17 protein-coding genes and 1 tRNA gene are annotated in these 17,773 nt (G+C 41.2%); 14 read left to right on the top strand and 4 right to left on the bottom strand.

All coding sequences use genetic code 11. The annotated features are described in order from the left end of the window. The first annotated feature begins 19 nt into the window (after positions 1 to 19). Together AKG39_RS09260 and AKG39_RS09265 are read left to right on the top strand one after the other, a co-directional pair. Entirely contained in the window at positions 20 to 352 is a 333-nt protein-coding gene (locus AKG39_RS09260) for a cupin domain-containing protein (protein WP_050740109.1), read from the top strand. A gap of 155 nt (positions 353 to 507) precedes the next feature. Then, entirely contained in the window at positions 508 to 1,854 is a 1,347-nt protein-coding gene (locus tag AKG39_RS09265; RefSeq protein ID WP_050740110.1) for a RuBisCO large subunit C-terminal-like domain-containing protein, read from the top strand. 112 nt (positions 1,855 to 1,966) lie between these two features. On the opposite strand, the gene metA is transcribed toward AKG39_RS09265, so the two are convergent. Together metA and AKG39_RS09275 are read right to left on the bottom strand one after the other, a co-directional pair. Further along, positions 1,967 to 2,887 (bottom strand): homoserine O-acetyltransferase MetA, encoded by a 921-nt coding sequence (metA, locus tag AKG39_RS09270; protein ID WP_050740111.1) that lies wholly within the window; start codon positions 2,885 to 2,887, stop codon positions 1,967 to 1,969. 44 nt (positions 2,888 to 2,931) lie between these two features. Beyond that, positions 2,932 to 4,215 carry an O-acetylhomoserine aminocarboxypropyltransferase/cysteine synthase family protein gene (locus tag AKG39_RS09275; RefSeq protein WP_050740112.1) on the bottom strand — a complete coding sequence of 428 codons (1,284 nt, stop codon included), beginning with the start codon at positions 4,213 to 4,215 and terminating at the stop codon, positions 2,932 to 2,934. 552 nt (positions 4,216 to 4,767) lie between these two features. On the opposite strand from AKG39_RS09275, the gene aroF reads away from it, so the two are divergent. From aroF to AKG39_RS09290, 3 genes are all read left to right on the top strand, one after another. Further along, complete coding sequence (gene aroF, locus AKG39_RS09280) at positions 4,768 to 5,778, top strand: 3-deoxy-7-phosphoheptulonate synthase (RefSeq protein WP_050740113.1); 1,011 nt, start codon at positions 4,768 to 4,770, stop codon at positions 5,776 to 5,778. After that, the gene (locus AKG39_RS09285; protein WP_050740114.1) at positions 5,778 to 6,671 is read left to right on the top strand and encodes a prephenate dehydrogenase; all 894 of its coding nucleotides are present in this window, start codon (positions 5,778 to 5,780) and stop codon (positions 6,669 to 6,671) included. The genes aroF and AKG39_RS09285 overlap by 1 nt, the downstream gene beginning before the upstream one ends. 175 nt (positions 6,672 to 6,846) lie before the next feature. After that, complete coding sequence (locus AKG39_RS09290; RefSeq protein WP_050740115.1) at positions 6,847 to 7,443, top strand: FUSC family protein; 597 nt, start codon at positions 6,847 to 6,849, stop codon at positions 7,441 to 7,443. Positions 7,444 to 7,557: 114 nt separating this feature from the next. Here the strand turns inward: AKG39_RS09290 and AKG39_RS09295 are convergent, their stop codons facing one another. Beyond that, positions 7,558 to 8,286 carry a hypothetical protein gene (locus AKG39_RS09295; RefSeq protein ID WP_050740116.1) on the bottom strand — a complete coding sequence of 243 codons (729 nt, stop codon included), beginning with the start codon at positions 8,284 to 8,286 and terminating at the stop codon, positions 7,558 to 7,560. A 235-nt stretch (positions 8,287 to 8,521) separates the two neighbouring features. Here AKG39_RS09295 and AKG39_RS09300 point away from each other — a divergent pair, with 235 nt between their 5' ends. The 9 genes from AKG39_RS09300 (at position 8,522) to AKG39_RS09340 (ending at position 16,953) form a co-directional block, all read left to right on the top strand. Further along, on the top strand, positions 8,522 to 9,106 hold the full coding sequence (locus AKG39_RS09300) for an anthranilate synthase component II (RefSeq protein ID WP_050740117.1): 585 nt from the start codon (positions 8,522 to 8,524) through the stop codon (positions 9,104 to 9,106). Beyond that, a complete protein-coding gene (gene pabB, locus AKG39_RS09305) occupies positions 9,103 to 10,476 on the top strand; it encodes an aminodeoxychorismate synthase component I (RefSeq protein WP_050740118.1) in 1,374 nt (457 codons plus the stop codon). Before AKG39_RS09300 ends, pabB begins: the two co-directional genes overlap by 4 nt. A 334-nt stretch (positions 10,477 to 10,810) precedes the next feature. Beyond that, positions 10,811 to 11,626 carry an aminotransferase class IV gene (locus tag AKG39_RS09310; protein WP_160316163.1) on the top strand — a complete coding sequence of 272 codons (816 nt, stop codon included), beginning with the start codon at positions 10,811 to 10,813 and terminating at the stop codon, positions 11,624 to 11,626. 141 nt (positions 11,627 to 11,767) lie between these two features. Next, positions 11,768 to 12,346 (top strand): HD domain-containing protein, encoded by a 579-nt coding sequence (locus AKG39_RS09315; protein WP_050740120.1) that lies wholly within the window; start codon positions 11,768 to 11,770, stop codon positions 12,344 to 12,346. Then, a complete protein-coding gene (locus AKG39_RS09320) occupies positions 12,346 to 13,680 on the top strand; it encodes a CCA tRNA nucleotidyltransferase (protein WP_050740121.1) in 1,335 nt (444 codons plus the stop codon). Before AKG39_RS09315 ends, AKG39_RS09320 begins: the two co-directional genes overlap by 1 nt. Beyond that, complete coding sequence (locus tag AKG39_RS09325; RefSeq protein WP_050740122.1) at positions 13,674 to 14,444, top strand: TatD family hydrolase; 771 nt, start codon at positions 13,674 to 13,676, stop codon at positions 14,442 to 14,444. The genes AKG39_RS09320 and AKG39_RS09325 overlap by 7 nt, the downstream gene beginning before the upstream one ends. Positions 14,445 to 14,529: 85 nt before the next feature. Then, positions 14,530 to 14,604: transfer RNA gene (locus AKG39_RS09330), tRNA-Gln, on the top strand. Between the two features lie 277 nt (positions 14,605 to 14,881). Continuing rightward, on the top strand, positions 14,882 to 16,675 hold the full coding sequence (locus AKG39_RS09335; protein WP_050740123.1) for a diguanylate cyclase: 1,794 nt from the start codon (positions 14,882 to 14,884) through the stop codon (positions 16,673 to 16,675). A 65-nt stretch (positions 16,676 to 16,740) separates the two neighbouring features. Next, complete coding sequence (locus tag AKG39_RS09340) at positions 16,741 to 16,953, top strand: (Fe-S)-binding protein (protein ID WP_050740124.1); 213 nt, start codon at positions 16,741 to 16,743, stop codon at positions 16,951 to 16,953. Positions 16,954 to 17,116: 163 nt separating this feature from the next. Here the strand turns inward: AKG39_RS09340 and AKG39_RS09345 are convergent, their stop codons facing one another. Beyond that, positions 17,117 to 17,617, bottom strand: coding sequence for a nitroreductase family protein (locus AKG39_RS09345; protein WP_050740125.1), 501 nt, complete (start codon positions 17,615 to 17,617; stop codon positions 17,117 to 17,119). Positions 17,618 to 17,773 lie beyond the last annotated feature (156 nt).

Consider the following 17,773-nt stretch of genomic DNA (forward strand, 5'->3'; position numbering starts at 1 on the left):
GTAGGAAAGGAATACTAATATGAAGTATTATGTGCGCTTAAAAGATGTTAAGGTTACCCAAAGGCCCGATTATACAAGCCAATATTTAGTCAATGAAGAAAATGGCTGCGTTGCCGGATGCAAAACAGGGATAAGCCGTCATATCAAAACAGAGTATCCGGATTCACAGATCCATGAGGATCAGGAAGGTTTTCTTGTCCTGGAAGGAACCGGATGGGCAAAGGTTGGGGATCAGGAATTTAAGCTTGAGCCGGAAACGGCGTTTATTGTTCCGGCAGGAGTTGAACATGCGGTAAAAAGGGACGCAGATTCGGAATCAGTTAGGGTTTTTTGGTTTCATGCGGCCATATAATCAGGAATAGAGTGAAAATATTTTCCATATTGTTATTAATCCCAAGACGTACTACAATGGTTTCAAGGGTAAGAGCAATGGCCATTGCGAGAAAAATTTATAACAAAAGTGGTAGTTAAAACGTTAGTACACCAGATTAAAAATTGTTTTAAATAATGGAGGAAAAAATGAATAGACTGTATGGTAATGTATTGAACAAACTTTATGAAGGCGCAGATATTGAAAACTTAATCGTGGCAACTTATTTAGTTGGAGCGGAACAGGATGAAGATCCTATTTTAAAAGCAGCAAGTATTGGTATTGAACAAACAACCGGTTCATGGGCAGACGTTGCCTGTGAAACAGATGAAATAAGAGAAAAATATGCCGCCAAAACAATTGGTGTATACGAAGTACCAGATTTTGAATTGAAAAAGGATCTTGACAAAACCCTATCTGAAGGCGATATGAGATTTTTTATCATGAGAATCGGTTTCCCAGTAATAAATGTTGACGATAATCTGCCCTTATTCTTTGCTACCGTAACTGGAAATATTATGTCAATGCCTTATTTAAAACTTTTAGATGTTGATTTCCCTAAAAACTTTGTAAAAAAATTCAAAGGACCGAAATTTGGTATCAAAGGAATCAGAGATCTTTTAGGTGTTTATGACAGACCTTTATTAAACAACATGATTAAGCCTTGTACAGGGTATTCACCAGAAGTTGGCGCAGAATTATTTTATGATGCCGCAGTCGGCGGGGTTGATATTGTTAAAGATGATGAACTAATCGGCGGAGACAGAGCATTTAACAAACTTGAAGACCGCGTAAAAATGAATATGGCAGCGGCTGCAAAAGCAGATGCTGTAAAAGGCGAAAAAACACTTTATACGGTTAACATCACCGATGAAGTTTCGAGACTTAAAGATAATGCATTGCGAGCGATTGCAGCAGGCGCTAACGCTATCATGGTAGACGTTTTTGGAATTGGTTTGTCAGCACTTAGAGATTTAGCGGAAGATCCAAGAGTCAATGTTCCAATTCTGGCACATTGCTGCTACGGCGGAGCTCAATCAGTCGGTAAATATCAAGGGGTAAGCTCAGTAGTATTGACAAAATTAACCCGGATGTGCGGTGCTGACATCATTTTAATTGAATCACCCTGGGGTAAATTTGATAATCTCGAAAACAAATATATTTCCAGAGTTATTGCCTGTACCGGAGATTTATATGATATGAATACTTCAATGCCATTTATGGGTGGCGGAGTTGTTGAAGGTTTAGTACCCGTAATTCTTGATCGAACAGGAAATGATTGCTTATTGGGTGTTGGGGCAGCAATTCATGGTTATCCAGATGGGCCGATAAAAGGTGCTAAAGCATTCAGACAAGCCATCGATGCCTGTATGAATGGCATTGATTTAGAAGAGGCTGCTAAAGAAAATAAAGAACTGGCCGTTGCATTAGAAAAATGGGGCGTTTATGGAAAAGATGATATTAGTAAAAACTATCTTATCTAGTATCTGACATTCAACCCCTATTGATGTTGCCTATTAGATTTAAGATATGATCACCAATAAAAGAACCAATAAACTTTGTCGTGATAACAAAGGTTTATTGGTTCTTTTTAGGTTAAAATTCAGCTTTTGATAGTTCATATGGTGTTTCCTGGTAAACGTAATAGTTAAGCCAATTACTAAACAAAAGATTGGCATGACCACGCCAGCGCACAATTGGCGGCTTTGTGGGATCGTCATCAGGATAATAGTTGTTGGGAATATTAATGGTTTTTCCCTGGCTGATATCACGATCATATTCGCTCTTAAGGGTTTCGGGGTCATATTCGCTGTGTCCGGTAACAAAGATTTGTCGCCCTTGCTGGGCCGTGATAATGTAAACCCCGGCCTCATCGGAAGAGGCCATGAGCTCCAAGTCAGGATGCTTATCGATAAGTTTGCGCTGGATCCCGGTATGACGGGAATGGGGAACATAAAAGAGATCATCGAAGCCACGAAAAAGCTTGACAAATTTTTGTTCGAGGTGATGTTCAAAAACACCAAACGCTTTTTGGGGAAGCTCATATTTAGGGATCCCATAATGATGATAGAGTCCAGCCTGGGCACCCCAGCAGATATGCATAGTTGAAAAGGCGTTGGTTTTGCTCCAATCCATAATTTCAACCAACTCTGCCCAATAGTCCACTGCCTCAAAATCCAGCATTTCGATGGGAGCGCCGGTAATGATAAGACCATCAAAGCGTTCATTACGAACATCATCAAAAAAGCAATAGAAAGAGTCCAGATGTTCAGCTGAGGTGTTTTTGCTTTCATGGCTTTTCATTTGCAGAAGCGTGACCTCGGTCTGCAGGGGACTGTTTCCCAATAAGCGCAGCAGCTGGGTTTCGGTAGAAATTTTTGTGGGCATAAGATTTAAAATGGCAATTTTTAAGGGTCGGATATCCTGGTGGCTGGCCCGGGCGGCATCCATCACAAAGATGTTTTCGTTCGTTAGAATTTGACTTGCGGGCAAGTCATTGGGTATTTTTATGGGCATAGTTTTCACCTCATTGGTTTAGTTTATTGTATTAGACGAGAAAATTAAACAGCTTTGGTCAGGGCTTGATCGAGATCGGCGAGAATATCGTCGATGTGTTCAAGACCGATGGATAGGCGAATCATATCCTCGGTGATGCCGGCATTGGTGAGGTCGTCTCCGGAGAGCTGCTGGTGGGTGGTGGTGGCCGGATGAATCACCAGTGATTTGGCGTCGGCCACATTGGCCAGATGGGTGAAAAGTTCCAGACTGTCAATGAATTTTCGGGCCGTTTCCAGGCCGCCTTTAATGCCAAAGGTGAAGATGGAACCGGGACCTTTTTTGAAATATTTGTCGGATAGGGCTTTATAAGGATTGTCCGGAAGCGCTGGATAATTTACCCAGGTAACCTGGGGATGGCCGTTTAAAAAGGCAACCACAGCCTTGGCATTTTCAAGATGACGATCGAGTCTTAAAGACAGTGTTTCCAGGCCCTGTAACAGCAGAAACGCGTTAAACGGACTGATGCAGGCACCGGTGTCTCGCAGCAGTTGAACCCTTGCTTTGACAATAAAGGCCGCGGCGCCGAGATCCGTGGCATAGGTAATCCCATGATAGCTTGGATCAGGCGTGGTGAATACCGGAAATTTGCCACTGGCGGCCCAGTTAAATTTGCCGCCATCGACGATGATCCCCCCAATGGTGGTGCCGTGACCGCCAATGAATTTGGTGGCGGAATAAACCACAATGTCGGCGCCGTAGTCCAGCGGTCTGAAAAGGTAAGGTGTGGCAAAGGTGTTATCGATAATAAGCGGGATCCCATTTTCATGGGCAATAGCAGCTACTGCCTGAACATCCACAATATTAATGGCGGGATTGCCCAGAGATTCAATATAAAGGGCTTTGGTGTTTGCGTTAATGGCGGTTCTGAAATTCTCAGGATCGTCAGGATTGACAAAGGTTGTTTTAATGCCCAGTCGGGGCAGGGTGGTACTTAACAGATTATAAGTGCCGCCGTAAAGGGTTGAGGCGGCCACAAATTCATCTCCGGCACCGGCAATATTAAGAAAGGCTGCGGTAATGGCGGCGGAACCCGAGGCGAATGCCAATGCGCCTACGCCGCCTTCAAGGAGTGCCATTCGTTCTTCAAGAACATTAGTGGTGGGGTTCATGATCCGGGTATAAATATTACCGGGTTCTTCAAGCCCAAAAAGTCGTTGGGCATGTTCACTGCTGTCAAAAACATAAGAAGTGGTTTGATAAATAGGCACGGCAACCGAATGAGTGGTTGGATCCGGTGTTTGACCGCCATGGAGTTGGAGTGTTTCAAATTTTAATGTATTTTTCATTCTATAGCCTCGTTTTCTTTAATATACAAAACATTACATATCATTCCAGTAGGAATTATATGTACGATATCATAGCGGTTAAAGGTTGTCAATAAAGAAAAAAAATCTCTTGGAAAATTTATGGAGGGTGAGATTAAATACAATCAAGAATCGAATGAAAAGATTCATTTGACATTCTCATGTATTAGGTCTATAATAAACCACAATATAGATTTATATTTTAAAAAGTTGTTGCAAAACCCACAAATGTATAATGAAAGGGATTACCATGAAGGATTTAAGAAGTAACTTAAATGCATATTATTATATCAACCAAAGCTATTGGTTCTTTAGCTTTGGCTATTTTACGTGCAATAAATTAAGTTCCTTTAAGAGTCCCACCCCATGAATTTTTTTTAGAAAATACATTTTTGTATTTTGTTGAATTTTATTTTTAGGAGGCTTCTAACGGAAGCCTCCTTTTTTTATTATTATTTTTCGGTGCACAAAAAATAATAATAAAAAAGGCAATAAGAAAAAATGACCATCGCGTCAAAATAATGGAGGATAGAAATGATTGTAGTTGTTAAGCCAAACACCAGAGAAGAAGATATTCAGCGGTTAATAAAAGTGATTGAAGCACAAGGAGTTAAGATTCACTATTCAAAAGGTGTTGATCATACTATATTGGGAATCGTCGGGGATACGACCCTCATTGACACGGATAAGATTCGTTCGAACCAGATTGTCAAGGATGTATTACGGGTTCAGGAGCCTTACAAAAAAGCTAACCGCCTCTTCCATCCGGAAGATACCATTGTTGACGTAGCCGGCCGAAAAGTAGGGGAAGGCACCATCAGCATTTTTGCTGGTCCCTGTTCAGTGGAAAGTGAAGACCAGGTGGTATCCATTGCCAAAAGTATTAAAGCATCTGGAGCGACCTTTTTGCGCGGGGGCGCTTTCAAACCCCGGACTTCGCCATACGCCTTTCAGGGTTTAGGTTATGAAGGCTTGGATCTGTTAAAGATCGCCCGTAAAGCCACCGGTCTCCCGATTGTCAGCGAAATCATGTCCTTAGAACAGTTACCGGCCTTTGAAGATGTGGATATTATCCAGGTTGGTGCCAGAAATATGCAAAACTTTATTCTTTTAAAGGAGCTTGGGAAAATCGATAAACCGATCTTACTCAAACGCGGCATGTCAGCGACCATGAAGGAATTCCTGATGTCGGCGGAGTACATTATGAAGGAAGGCAACGACAAGGTTATTTTATGTGAACGCGGCATCCGAACCTTTGAAACCGCCACCCGAAATACCCTGGATATCAGCTGCATTCCTGTTCTTAAAAGGCAAAGTCATCTGCCTATTATCATTGATCCCAGTCATGCCACCGGACTTTCATGGACCGTGGAAGCATTATCCAAGGCGGCCATTGCTGTCGGTGCTGACGGTGTGATGATCGAGGTTCACAATAACCCCGAGGAGGCACTCTGCGACGGTGAACAATCCATTACCCCGGAACGCTTCGATAAAATTATGACAACCCTGAAAAAATACGCTGAATTTGAAAATAAGGTGATGTAATGAAAAAATTACAGGATTCCATTGTAGGATTTATTGGCCTGGGTCTCATGGGTGGTGCTTTGGCCATGGGACTCAGGAAGCAGGGACCCAAAAAAATAACCGGTTATGATATTAATTCCGAGGTTATTGAAAAAGCACTGAATCAGTCGGTCATTGATGAGGGTGTCACCGATTCGCAGGGGCTCCAGCAAATGCTGGCAGCCTGTGACCTCGTTTTTATCTGTTTAAGTCCCATGGATGCCCTGGCATTTCTGGCTTTATACATGGAGGACTTTAAGCCCGGCGCGATCATCACCGATATCGCCGGAGTGAAAGGGGTTATTTTCAATAATCTTGGTAATCTTCTGCGAAAAGACATCGATTTTATTCCGGGACATCCCATGGCCGGCAGTGAAAAAGAGGGCTACGGTGGAGCTGATGACCGTATTTTTCAAAATCGCAATTATATTCTCACCCCTTTGCCGTCAAACCAACCGGAAAATATTGCCTTTATCCGGGAAATCGTCACGGCGTTGGGATTTAATCATATTGTTGAAACAACCTGTGCTATTCATGATGAGAAAATTGCCTTTACTTCACAGCTTTGTCATGTAATCGCAGCGGCGCTGGTGGATTGTGAAGATGATCTTTCCATCACCGATTTTGAGGGCGGCAGTTTTGGGGATCTTACTCGAATTGCTATGATCAATGCTCCCATGTGGACGGAACTCTTTATGTGCAATCGGAAAAATTTATTGAATCAGGTTGAAAAGTTTGAAGCCAGTCTGGCCATCATGAAGGCAATGATCAAAGCAGAAGAAAAAACAGAATTGATTGATCGCTTGACCGCGGTGAGAAAAAAACGCGTCATCATGGGTGAGATTCGCGACGCAAAATCCTTAAAAAAAAAGTGAAATAATTTAAGGATGAACCAATGAAAACCGTTACATTTGATTGCAAATGATTACGGTGTTGACATAAATTTTAATGCGCGTATACTGAAATTAACAAGACCTTGGTATACAACCGAAGAAAAATTCACGGATGTCCAAGGTTAAAACTATTAATGGAAAGTAGAGCAAAATAAAAATGAAGTTATGTCATCTGCCGCCAATTGGCATGAGAAACATAAAGACTGCTCTCTCTGTATTCATTTGCGTGGTGGTTTTTGCCATCATGGGTCCCCAGTTTAATCCTATGTTTGCCGCAGTGGCAGCACTCGTCTGTATGGGAAATAGTATTGAGAATTCTGTGGAAGCAGGATGGAATCGTATTTTAGGAACCATTATCGGCGGGGCAGCCGGCGTATTTGGAATTTTTATCTGTAATTTGGTTAACCTCGAGTTCACCTATATTGCAATTATTCCAATCGGTACGGTGGGGTTAATTTACCTTTGCAATAATCTTAAAAAAGCCGGTGCTATTATTATTTGTTGTGTGGTCTTTATCAGTCTCATGACAACTTATCCCCAGGAAACGGGAAGCTATGCATTGTCCTTTCTACGTCTCTTAGAAACAGGCTTTGGGGTGATCGTGGCCGTTCTGGTGAATCGATTTATCAAAGTCCCGGAATGCAATGAAAATTCAGAGAAAACAGAAGAAATAATGGAAAAAGAGCTAACAGAAGAAAAAACACATAAAAAAATGAAAGTATCAAGTGTAATATACATGATACTAAAACCTTAGGTTTTAAATTCTTTCTGGATTTTTGTGACATCCGGAAAGAATATAAAATAGTATTTCCCCCTCCCCTTTAAAAAGAGACCTCCCCATACCAGGAGGTCTTTTTTATGTATTTTTTTAAAAATGTCCGATAATGGTCATTTTATTCTGAAAAATAGATGAAAGTTTGGGGATGAGGAAGGGCTTAACACTGGCAATAACCGTGGTAGCCGGCCCGGCTGATCCGGTTAAAACAAAATCGGCTGCGGTATTAAAAAAACAAAGGCCGTTGATCTTGCCCAAATTTTCGGCTTCATAAAGGATTCCTTTGGAACCGCAGGGAATAATTTCATTCACCGCTTCAAAATCGAGAAGGGTTTGAATATCTTCATAATTCGCAATGTCATCATTCCCCTCGAGTTTTAAGCCCGCGCCGAACTGAGGCGTTCCAATACAAATGACAACGTCTCCGGAATGAGAGGGGATGATCCTGAGTTTAGCGGCAGTTCCCACCATAAAAATACCGAAACCAGTCATACTGGTGGTAAAGTTTTCTTCAGTGGAACCATTAATGGGAATATCCTTAACGCCGGCCCGGGACAACTCTTCCTCAATACCTTGAATCAGAGCTTCCCCGGTAGGGTGCATTTCATTGCAAACCGCGTTGGAGATACCAATGATCGTTGCGCCGCAGGAAAGCAATTCAAAAAGGCAGACCCGGGCGGCAAACATGGAAATATATTTGGTGGGAACGTTTAATTCATCACCGGGTTTCTCCCCCACCCCGGCGCTGCTGTCACAGGCGGTGACAATCAGAAATTCGGGAAATTCAATAACGGACAGATCACGATATTGGTAAGTTTTCACTTAAAACCTCCTTGATGGATTTAGACCGGTTGTTTTGTTGCAAATAATAGCATGGGAAGAGGGACTTTGTCAATTAATCTTTTGTTAAGACTTTCAAATATGAATTGAATAAACAATGGGAATTTGTCGGCATTGCCATGGGTGTGACCAAAAATTCCAGCTGGAATCGGTTGTATTTATTTAGGCTATTATGATACAATACAGCCCACAATAAAAAAATATAAGAGGTAACAATTTGATTTTAATGATAGATAATTATGATTCATTCACTTACAATCTCGTCCAATATTTAGAGTGTTTAAATGAGACCGTGATCGTCAAAAGAAATGATAAAATCACCATTGACGAAATAATTGAAATGAATCCTTCCTGGATTGTTTTATCGCCGGGGCCATGCACGCCAAATGAATCAGGCATTTGTATAGAGGTTGTCCACTACTTTAAAGGAAAGATTCCGATTTTAGGAATATGCTTAGGTCATCAAATCATCGGACAGGCCTTTGGCTGCAAAATCATTGAAGCCATCGAACCGGTTCATGGAAAAGTCCACAGCATTACCCATAAAGATTTGGGGGTATTTAAAGGACTACATAATCCCTTAAAGGTCACCCGGTATCACTCGTTGGTAATTGACCGCTCATCCGTCCCTGATTGTTTCACCATTACGGCAAAGACCAGCGCGGATGAAATCATGGGGCTAAAACACAATCAGTATATGATTGAAGGGGTTCAATTTCATCCCGAAGCCATTCTTACCGAAATGGGAATGGAATTACTGGATAATTTTTTCAAATCAACAAAAGTGAGCGGTGAAATATGATCATACAAGAAATTAATACGACCTTATCAAGTTTTGAATTATTTGTTTTATTTAAAGAAAAACCCTATAGCGTTTTTTTAGACAGCGGCAGAGATGCCGATAACTTTGGCCGATACTCTTTTATTGGATTTGATCCCTTTGTGGTCTTCAGCAGTAAAAATGATGCAATAACGGTTCAAACTAAAACTGACGAAAAAACATATAGGGGCAACCCCTTTGACGAATTGCAAAAACTGCTGGATAAATACAAATTTGATTATGTATCGGAGCTTCCTTTCATAGGAGGGGCAGTGGGTTATCTGGGCTATGACCTATGCCATCACCTGGAAGACCTGCCCCGTAGTGCCGTAGATGACGTCCGGATTCCGGATTGCTTTATGGGTTTTTATGACGGCATTATTATCATTGATCATCAACAGAATAAAACCTATATCGCTGCTCTTGGCATTGAAGAAAAACCGGAAGATATCCTGGATCGGATCAAACTAATAATCGAACAAGACGTTAAAGTACTAATGCGACAAGACTTTAAGAGCAACAAGAACCTGGAATTCACAGGCAATTTCACCAAGGCCGAGTATATGAACGCTCTGGATGCCATTCATGATTATATTCGGGCCGGGGATATTTACCAGACAAACATGACCCAACGCTTTGAATGCGAATTGCAGCTGACACCCCTGGAGTTATATGGCGCGCTGCGAAAAATCAATCCGGCGCCTTTTGCCAGTTATATAGACTTTGGCGAAGGCCAGATTGTATGCAGTTCTCCGGAACGATTCATTCAAATAAAAGGCCGCAATATTGAAACCCGGCCCATTAAAGGAACCATGCCCCGAGGGAAAACACCGGTGGAAGATAATGAAAACAGAAATACCCTAATCAACAGCGACAAGGATAAAGCGGAGTTGCTGATGATTGTTGATTTAGAAAGAAACGACATCGGTAAGATCTGTAAATCAGGCAGTGTGAAAGTTCCGGAATTGTATAAATTAGAAGAATATGAAACGGTTTTTCATTTGGTGGCAACCGTCATCGGCGAATTAAGAGACGATGTTGATGCCGTTGATGCGATCAAAGCCACTTTCCCGGGAGGGTCGATTACCGGCGCACCTAAAATCAGGGCAATGGAGATTATTGATGAATTGGAGCCGACCCAGCGAAACATCTATACCGGATCAATCGGCTATATTGGTTTTAACGGTGATCTAGACTTGAATATTGTCATCAGAACGATCCTCTGCAAAGACAAAAAAGCCTACCTTCAGGTTGGCGGGGGAATTGTATGGGATTCACAAAACGAATCCGAATACGAAGAAACCTTCGACAAGGCAAGAGCTTTGATGGAAGCCTTAAGACTTACAAAGTAAGGATTAATTATAAAAACGTCTGGGTGTGACAAACCTCTTCGCGGACATTTATTCATCGTTGTGTGCTGCAAGATCGTACAGTCTATCGCCTGTTCGCCTTGGTGCACACAACAAGATGAAATAAAAATCCGCAAAAAGGTTTGTCAAATTACTTTGGCTGCAGTCAAAGCAGAAACGTAAGGCCTGGGGACAATCGTAACATCAGTTGTCGGCATCTTGGCGAACAGGCCTAAGCCTGTCCGATCATGCCGCCGACAACAATCTACCATTGTCTCCGGGACGAGCTTCACAACGGCAGTATTTAATTATTAAAGAACTTTGATTTTAGATAGGGGTGAGAATTATTCAGTACATATGTTGTAATGGTGAAATTTCAGAGGAATGTCTGATTCCAGTGGATCAGGGGTATTTATATGGTTATGGTGTCTTTGAAACAATCAATGTTGTAGCAAGTAAAGTTATTTTCTTTGCAGAGCATATGAAACGGTTAAAAAGCAGTTCTGCAGTAATTGGTCTTCAGGTTACTTTTGATGAGGACCGGATTTTAAGGGACTGCAATGACATGATCAAAAAAAATCTTATGGAGATTGGTGCATTACGAGTTACCCACAGCAAAGGGAGCGCGCAGAATAATCTGATTATTACGGCCAGAGAAAATCATTATGGTGAAAAAATAGTTCAAAAGGGCCTGAATATTAATATTAGTGATTATCGCAGAAATGAAAAATCATTATTGGTAACCGTTAAATCAAATAATTATTTAGAAAACCTGCTGATCCTCAATAGGAGTATCAATAAGGGGTTTAGCGAAGCGATTTTTTTTAATTCACAGGGCTATTTAGCAGAAGGCTGTATCAGCAACATATTTTTTATCAAAAATAAAAAGGTCCATACCCCGGCAGCAGACAACGGACTCTTATCAGGAATTGTCAGAAATAAAGTGATCGAATTATTAAAAGTTGAAAATATCCCCATCGAAGAAGGTTATTATAGCAAAGCGTCATTATTGGCTGCGGATGAAATATTCATCACCAATTCTCTAATGGAGATAATGCCGGTTAACAGGGTTGGGCACCAGCCGTTTTTTCTGGAAAATGAAAGCTTCACCAATCATATCAGGGCGCTGTACAAACAACGTTTATGGGTGTGACAAACCTCTTCGCGGACATTTATTCATCGTTGTGTGCTGCAAGATTGTACAGTGTAAAAATTGTTTTGTGTAAACTTGCAGCGAAGCTCACGGTAGTTTCACAATTGCCTAAATATTATTATAAAAAGAAGGAGACCTAAAATGAATAAAAATTTAAATAAAGAAGCGGCACTGACATTATTAAAGGAATACAACGAAAGCGAGGCCCTTATCAGTCATGGCATGGCGGTATCCGGAGTGATGGCCCATTTTGCCAAAATAGAAGGGGAAGATCCTGAATATTGGGGGATCGTCGGGCTTCTTCACGACCTGGATTATGGCAAATACCCGGAAGCCCACTGTACCAAGGTTGTCGAAATACTAAAAGACAATGATTATGATGATGATTTTATCCATAGCGTGGTCAGCCATGGTTACGGACTTTGCTGTGATGTGGAGCCGATCCATCAGATGGAGAAAATACTTTACGCCACCGATGAATTAGCCGGGCTCATCACCGCCTGTGCCTATATGCGCCCATCACGAAGTGTTAACGATTTAGAGGTAAAGTCGGTGAAAAAGAAATTTAAAACCGCCAGCTTTGCAGCGGGAGTCAACCGTGAGGTGATCTTAAAAGGAGCGGAAATGACCGGCTATTCACTGGAAGATCTCATGAAAGAAAGTATTTTGGGCATGCGGGCCGTGGCGGATGAAATCGGTTTGGGAGATACCGGGGAGTAATGGAACGGCGGCTTCCGAACCCTGTAAAAAAAGTCATTGATAAACTTGAATCCTGTGGTTTTTCCGGGTACATTGTCGGGGGCTGTGTCCGGGACTATCTGTTGGGAAAAACACCCAAGGATTTTGACATGACCACTGATGCCACACCGGAAGAAGTTATGAAATGTTTCAAGGATTATCGGGTGATTGAAACAGGTATTGCCCATGGCACGGTTACAGTTATGTTAGACGGCCTTTCCATAGAAATCACAACCCACCGCACCGAAACAGTTTATTCGGATAATCGACACCCGGATACGGTGAGCTTCTCTAAAAACATAATGGATGACCTTTCCCGGAGGGATTTTACCATGAATGCCATGGCCTATCATCCCCGGTATGGATTGATCGATTTGTATGGCGGCGCAAAAGACATTGAGGATAAGGTTATTCGGTGTGTGGGAGATCCCAACCAAAGGTTTAATGAAGATGCCCTGAGAATCCTCCGGGGACTGCGCTTTGCTTCAGATCTGGGGTTTGAAATTGAAGAAAATACCCGACAGGCGATTTTTGATTGTCGGGAGTTACTAAGGCTTATTTCCGTGGAACGGATCACAGCTGAGCTCACCAGGCTTTTATGCGGCCAAAACGTTAAGGCCGTGCTTTTAGATGCGGTTTCAGTGATTGCGGTCATGATACCGGAACTCCTGCCCATGGTGGGCTTTGATCAGAAGACCCCTTATCACTGCTATGATATTCTCACCCATACGGCGGTTTCGATTGAAAACATCCAACCCGTTGCCCATTTGCGGTGGGCCATGTTGTTTCATGATGTGGGAAAACCCGAGACCTATACCAATGATGATCGAAACATTGGCCATTTTTATGGACACAGTGAGCTTTCACAAAAAATTGCGGTATCACGAATGCGGGCCCTTAAAATGGATAGGAAAACCATATCCCAGGTCAGCACCCTGGTAAAATATCACGCCGTCCCACTGGAGCCCACTAAAAAATGCATTAAACGTTGGCTTAAGCGACTGTCCCAGCCCTTATTTCAGGATTTATTGGCGGTGAAATACGCGGATATTTCAGCGAAGACCCCGGGGAATACCAAACGATTGGAAATCCTGGAAGCCGTGGAAGTGTTATTAAAAGAGATTGTTTCTGAGAATGAATGCTTCTCACGAAAGGGTTTGGCGGTGAATGGACACGATTTAATAACAATGGGTATTGACGACGGCAAAGAAATCGGGAGAATTTTAGATGTGCTGCTGGAAGCGGTTATTGACGAAAAACTTGAAAATACTCGGGACATACTCATAAAAAAAGTGAAGGAGATAAAGAAATGTTAATTGACAGTCATGCACATATCGATGACCAAAAATTTGATGCCGATCGGGAAGCGGTGATTGAAAACGCCCAGGCTGCAGGCATCGGCCTGATTATCAATCCTGCCGCAGATGAAGACTCCAGTCGCCGAGCCGTGGCACTCAGCGAAAAATATCCGATGATTTATGCCACGGTAGGCTTTCACCCCCATGATGCAAAAACCTATGATTTCGAAGTACATGGACAGATGCTCAGAGAATGGGCTAAAAAAGATAAGGTAGTGGCCATAGGAGAAATTGGTCTGGACTATCATTATGATCTTTCGCCCCGGGATGTCCAACAATCGGTTTTTGTGGATCAGATGCATATTGCAAAAGAAACAGCACTGCCCATTGTGATTCACAATCGTGAATCCATGGAAGATATGTGGCAGCTTTTAAAGGAACACTTTTCGCCGGAATATGGCGGGGTTATGCACAGCTACAGCGGCTCAGTGGAAATGGCAAGGATTTTCCTGGATATGGGATTGTACCTGTCAATTTCAGGACCATTGACCTTTAAAAACGCCCGAAAACTTCCGGAAGTGGTTGCCATGATGCCATTGGATCGGCTTTTGGTTGAAACCGACAGTCCTTATCTCACGCCGACACCTCACCGGGGAAAGCGAAATGAGCCTGCCTATGTACGTTTTGTGGCAGAAGAGGTGGCAAAAATTAGGGGAATGAGTATGGAAGCCTTGGAAGAAATCACAACCGAGAATGCCAAAAGAGTTTTTCGAATCAGTTAAAAAAATTATAGATTCGCTTTTCGCTTGACAACACAAAAGAGTTCGGGTAAAATGTTTAACGTACCTTAAAAGCTGGAAAATATACAGGGGTATAGCCAAGCGGTAAGGCAATGGACTCTGACTCCATCACTCGCAGGTTCAAATCCTGCTACCTCTGCCAAAAAAAAGAATGAACCCATTTTTTTATTTTAATAAGAAAATGGGTTTTTGTTTTTTTTGTGGAATAATTGAAAAGATGCAATATCTTGATATATTGTTGCATAAAACAAGAACAAGTGATATAATTTTGAAATTATAATAGTCAAAATATGACAGTGAAAAAGGCAAAAAATTGGATTGACTTAAAGTAAGCGTATAAAATTATCTGTTGCTACGAATAAAGTAATCGTTTTCTATTTTTAAGCAAAGTTATTGTTTTTAAAAAAAGGGGAATATGGATGAAAATTGATGAACAAGCAATTAAATTTATAAAAAATTTAATTCAGCTCTATTTTAGCAGTTGTGACTTTAATGAAATTACGAAAAAAATCAATAACGGAAAGATTTCGTTGGTAGGGACAGGTTCTGATGAAATTTCCATGAATTTTAATGAGTTCAAACAATTTGTCGAAAATGATAGGAAGTCATGGGTTGAATCCTCTAAAATTATTGAGCAATGGTATAAGGCAGTACCCGTTGGTGCCACAGGATGGATTGTTTATGGAGAGCTGACATTCAAAGAATCAGGATTCAAAACCCCGCCCAAAGAAATAATTTTCCGATTTTCAACTGTATGTGAGAAGACAAAAGATGGTATGAAGCTTGTTCATGCGCATTTTTCAGTGCCGAATTCAGGGGATGCCGAGCATGAGAATATGCACAAAAAATTGTCAAAAGATTATGATTTAAAGCTGGAAGCAGCGTTAAAGGAACGAACTGAATTGCTCAATCAAAATATTGAGAAATTACGAATCAGCCAATTGCGTTATGAAATCGCCATGGAGAATACGGATGTTATCATTTTTGATTACATTATTGCAACAAAACAGAGTATTTATCCAGAGTCCATTGGAGAAAAATACGGAATCCATCATATTGTTGAAGACACTGTTGAATTAGTCATAGAAAAAGGGCTTGTTCATCCCAAAAGTTCTGCGGCGTTTCGTGAAATCTATAAAAAAATAGATATTGGAGAACCCTTTGCCGAGGGTGTTTTTGTATTTCTTGATAAATCTGGAAATGAGCGCATTAATGAGATATTCTTCACAAATATTTACGATAAAAGCCAGAAACCAATCCGTGCGATTGGGGTCCTGCGGGACATAACAGAACAAAGAAAATTAGAAGCAGAAAAAGAATATCGTAAATCAATGACTCAGGATAAAAAATTCGCCTATGAAGCCAACATCAGCAAGGATCGATTGACCGCTTTGGATTTGGATTGTTCAGAAATGGCGGGACTGCCACAATTTTATATTTTCTCGGATATGATTGATTATATGGCAGGAATGACTGTTCATCCCGAATATGCTCAATTGTATAAAAATTTCAACAGCAAAGAGTCCATTGATCATTTATTGGATAGCGGAGAGACAAAGGTGGTTATTCAATATCCCAGAAAGGATTTAAATGCAGACTATTCATGGGTGCAAAACACAATGTGCATGATTCAGGATCAGCTAACCGGGGATACTAAAATACGATGTTATCTTAAAAATATTCATGAGAAAAAACAGAAAGAAAAGGCACTCATTTATAAGGCGGAGCATGATTCCTTAACCGGGCTTTACAATAAAGGAACCACAGAAATGCTGATTAATCAATATCTGACGTCAAAAGAGGGGAACTCCTGCAGGCATGGTCTGTTTATCATTGATATTGATTATTTTAAGGCAATAAATGATTGCTTTGGACACGTATTTGGAGATCTGGTGCTTTCGGAAGTTGCCAGAAAAATAAAAGAGATATTCCGAGAAAATGATATTATTGGCAGAATAGGCGGCGATGAGTTTTTTGTTCTGATGAAAAACATCTCATGCCGTGAAGTTTTGATAATGAAGGGAAAACAGCTTTGCAGGGAGCTTAATGCGATGTATAATAAGTATGGAACAACTCAGAATTTATCGGTTAGTCTGGGGATTGGTCTTTACCCAGATCATGGAATGACCTATGAAGCATTGTATCACAAGTCGGACATCGCCCTTTATAAAGCAAAAGAGAACGGTCGGAATCAATTTTCAATGTGTATTTAAGTTGACAACCAACATGATCGATCTTATGGAAAGCTATTTTAAAAGAAAAAATCCAGGAGAATATTATGAGCAAGCACGAAATAAACGTTTTTGAAATATATGAATATTTACCGCAGAATAATTGTAAAAATTGCGGCGAAAGCAATTGCATGGCCTTCGCCCAAAAATTAGTCGAGCAAAGAAAAACCATCGGCGGGTGTGCGCCCTTAAGAGAACCTATTTATGCAAAAAACCGTCAGGCGCTTGCGAAAATATTTGAGCTGAACAACCAGAAGTAGTTCAGATAAAAAAGGAATCGTTAAAAGAAGTGTTCTATGGAGAGTGCAGATAAAATAAAGAAGTAAGTCCTGGGGACAACGATTTACCATTGTCCCCAGGACAGGTTTGCAAAAAAAGAAGAGCAATCAATACGATTGTTCTTCTTTTTTAAATTAGAAGTGATTAATATTTTTCATAATGGACTCTTGATGCATCATAACGTTCAATAATTGTTCGTTGTTCATCGGGATACCCAATGGACAGCAGACAGAAAGGTTTAATGTTGTCAGGTAGTTCACAAACCCTGGTGATGTGGTTCATACGGTCATTTTCCGGAGCTACGCCCAGCCATACGCCACCAAGGTCCAGGTCTGTGGCTTCAAGTAAAATATTTTCTGCCGCGGCAGCCATGTCCTGTTGCCAATATTGGGGAAAATGTGCGGTTTCAAGGTTGCCCAGCAGCACAAAAGCCACGCCGCAATCAGCTAAAGGCTTTGCATAGGGGCTCATTTCGCTGAGGGCCTGAAGTTTTTCCTTATCTGTGATGACGAGAAATTCCCAAGGTTGTTGATTAGCCGCAGAAGGTGCCTGCATGCCGGCTTTTAGCAGTAACTCTATTTTTTCTTTTTCAACGGGTTTGTCAAGATACTTGCGTATGCTTTGACGTTTAAAAATATTGTTCATATCAATCTCCTTGTTTCTTCGAATTTTTATAGTATAATCTTATAGTAAAGAGAATAAAAGAACAAGTACTTACTTTTATGATAGCAAGTATCATAAAAGTAAGCTACTATATTTGGTAAATGCGGAACTGCCGTAAGCTTCGCTGCCAGTTTCGCA

The organism is Acetobacterium bakii (genome assembly GCF_001263355.1).
GTDB classification, from domain to species: domain Bacteria; phylum Bacillota; class Clostridia; order Eubacteriales; family Eubacteriaceae; genus Acetobacterium; species Acetobacterium bakii.